The organism is Streptomyces phytophilus (assembly GCF_013870535.1).
In the GTDB taxonomy this organism is placed as follows: Bacteria; Actinomycetota; Actinomycetes; order Streptomycetales; family Streptomycetaceae; genus Streptomyces; species Streptomyces phytophilus.
Genome location: NZ_JACBXC010000861.1, coordinates 1 through 2,662, shown reverse-complemented (window position 1 = coordinate 2,662; position 2,662 = coordinate 1). Strand labels below are relative to the sequence as shown.

Sequence of the window (2,662 nt, the reverse complement as noted above, 5' to 3'; positions counted from 1 at the left end):
GGGTACGGGGCCGGAGGGGGACGGAGTACGCCAGGGGCGGGGTACGGCCGGGCGGCCGTACCCCGCCGGTCCTTCCGGTACGAGGGCGCGCGGGCCGGGCGCCCCGTACTCGGCGTCAGGGTTCGATCAGGCCCACCCGGATCGCGTACCGCGTCAGCTCCAGGCGGTCGCGCAGGCCCAGCTTCTGCAGCAGGTTGGCCCGGTGCCGCTCCACCGTCTTCGCGCTGATGACCAGCAGGTCCCCGATCTCCTTCGAGGTGTGGCCCTCCGCGACGAGCTTGAGGATCTCCTCCTCCCGCTCCGTGATCGGCCGGGCCGGCAGCGGGTCTCCCTGGCGGGCGCGGTCGAGGTAGCGGCGGATGAGGGCCGTCTCCGCGCCCGGGTAGATGAACGGCTCGTCGCGCAGCGCGGCGCGGCACGCCTCGACGAGGTCCCGGTCGGCGACGGACTTGGGCACGTAGCCCGCGGCCCCCGCCTTCAGCGCCTCGAAGAAGTACTGCTCGTTGTCGTGCATCGTCAGGATGAGTATCCGCAGCTCCGGCCGTACGCGGGACAGCTCGCGCGCCGCCTGCAGACCCGTCAGCCGGGGCATCGCCACGTCCAAGATCGCCAGGTCCACGGCCGCCCCGTCGCGGGCGAGCGCGACGGCCTCGGCGCCGTCGCCCGCCTCCGCCGCGACGGCCAGGTCGGGTTCGGCGTCGAGGATGAGCCGGATCCCGCGGCGTACGAGCGCATGGTCGTCGGCGAGCAGGACGCGGGCCTTGACCGCTCGGTTCATGGGCGGGTTCCCTGGGACGGTGGACGCAGCCGGTGGGACCGGGCCTGACCGGGGCTGCGACCGGCGGAGAAGACTACCGTCCCGGCACTGATGGTGGCCCGGCCCGAGCTGTGCTGTCCATCCGTGCTGACACCCATGTTCCCGCCGTACGCGGGGATGGCACGATATCGGCTGCGCCGCGCGGGGGGATCCGCTGCCGAATCCCGGGGCCGCGGACGCGCGACACTCAGCAAAGTCGGAAAGGGGACGGGCCGTGCCTGCTCCAAGGATGAGCACCACGCCGCTGCCGGGGATCGGCGTGAAGTACGACCTCACGACACGTGCGCAGAAGAAGCACCTGTCGGTGATCGCCCACCGGGACGGCACCCGGTCGATCAACGTCTACCGCTCCGACGACCCGGACGCCTGCGCGCAGTCGCTGCATCTCAACGGCGCCGAGACGGCGGCGCTGATCGACGCGCTCATGCCGTCGCACCACAGTCCGAACCTGCTGCACACCACCGACCTGGGGCTGGTCGCCGAGCGCGTCGAGCTGTCGGCCACGTCGTACTGGAACGGCCGGGTGCTGGGCGAGACGCGGATCCGCACCGAGACGGGGGCGTCGATCGTGGCCGTGCTGCGGCGCGCGGAGGCCATCCCCTCCCCCACCCCGGACTTCCGGTTCGCCGGCGGCGACACGCTCATCGTGATCGGCACCCGCGAGGGCATCGAGGCGGCCGCGGCGCTGCTCGGGCGGGAGTGAGCGCTTGCACTCCTACGCGGTTTTCCTCATCGAGTTCGGCGCCATCATCCTCGGGCTCGGTCTGCTCGGGCGGTTCGCGGGCCGCTTCCACTTCTCCCCCATCCCCCTGTACCTGCTGGCCGGGCTCGCCTTCGGCGAGGGCGGGCTGCTGCCGCTCGGCGCCAGCGAGGACTTCGTGGCGATCGGCGCCGAGATCGGCGTGATCCTGCTGCTGCTCATGCTCGGCCTGGAGTACACGGCCAGCGACCTGGTCTCGAACCTCAAGACCCAGTACCCGGCCGGGGTCGTCGACTTCACGTTCAACGCCCTGCCGGGCGCGATCATGGCGCTGCTGCTCGGCTGGGGCGCCGTCGCCGCCGTGGTGCTGGCCGGCGTCACCTGGATCTCCTCGTCCGGCGTCATCGCCAAGGTCCTCGGCGACCTCGGCCGGCTCGGCAACCGCGAGACGCCGGTGATCCTCAGCGTGCTGGTCCTGGAGGACCTGGCGATGGCGGTCTACCTGCCGATCGTCACCGCGCTGGTCGCCGGCGTCGGCATCGCGCAGGGCAGCGTCACGCTGGCCATCGCGCTCGGCGTGGCGGGCGCGGTGCTCTTCGTCGCCGTCCGCTACGGGCGGCTCATCTCCCGCTTCGTCTCCAGCGACGACCCCGAGAAGCTGCTGCTCGTCGTCCTGGGTCTGACGCTGCTGGTCGCCGGTCTCGCCCAGCAGCTCCAGGTGTCGGCGGCGGTGGGCGCGTTCCTGGTGGGCATCGCCCTGTCGGGCGAGGTGGCCGAGGGCGCGCACAACCTGCTCAGTCCGCTGCGGGACCTGTTCGCCGCGGTGTTCTTCGTCTTCTTCGGCCTGCACACCGATCCCGAGTCGATCCCGCCGGTGATCCTGCCGGCGCTGGCGCTGGCGGTCGTGACGGCGGGGACGAAGATCGCGACGGGCTACTGGGCGGCGAAACGTGCGGAGATCTCGGTGAAGGGCCGCTGGCGGGCCGGCGGCACGCTGGTCGCGCGGGGCGAGTTCTCCATCGTCATCGCGGGGATCGCGGTCACCGCCGGCGTCGAGCCGGAACTGGGGCCGCTGGCGACGGCGTACGTGCTGGTGCTGGTGATCGTCGGACCGCTGGCGGCCCGCTACACGGAGCCGGTCGCGC

At 72.4% G+C, this 2,662-nt stretch carries 3 protein-coding genes; 2 read left to right on the top strand and 1 reads right to left on the bottom strand.

Annotated features, from left to right (window positions below; translation table 11 throughout):
- Nucleotides 1-115: 115 nt before the first annotated feature.
- Entirely contained in the window at nucleotides 116-778 is a 663-nt protein-coding gene (locus H5J30_RS26340) for a response regulator (protein ID WP_181789828.1), read from the bottom strand.
- Nucleotides 779-1,046: 268 nt separating this feature from the next.
- Between H5J30_RS26340 and H5J30_RS26335 the strand changes: the two genes are divergently transcribed.
- Together H5J30_RS26335 and H5J30_RS26330 are read left to right on the top strand one after the other, a co-directional pair.
- Complete coding sequence (locus H5J30_RS26335) at nucleotides 1,047-1,520, top strand: cation:proton antiporter regulatory subunit (RefSeq protein WP_026276345.1); 474 nt, start codon at nucleotides 1,047-1,049, stop codon at nucleotides 1,518-1,520.
- Between the two features lie 4 nt (nucleotides 1,521-1,524).
- Nucleotides 1,525-2,662: cation:proton antiporter (locus H5J30_RS26330; RefSeq protein WP_181789827.1), on the top strand; the 1,138-nt coding region annotated here is incomplete at its 3' end.

Excerpts from the sequence above, each read along its gene's own strand:
- H5J30_RS26335 (WP_026276345.1), top strand. The coding sequence starts at position 1,047 with ATGAGCACCACGCCGCTGCCGGGGATCGGCGTGAAGTACGACCTCACG.
- H5J30_RS26340 (WP_181789828.1), bottom strand. The coding sequence starts at position 778 with ATGAACCGAGCGGTCAAGGCCCGCGTCCTGCTCGCCGACGACCATGCG.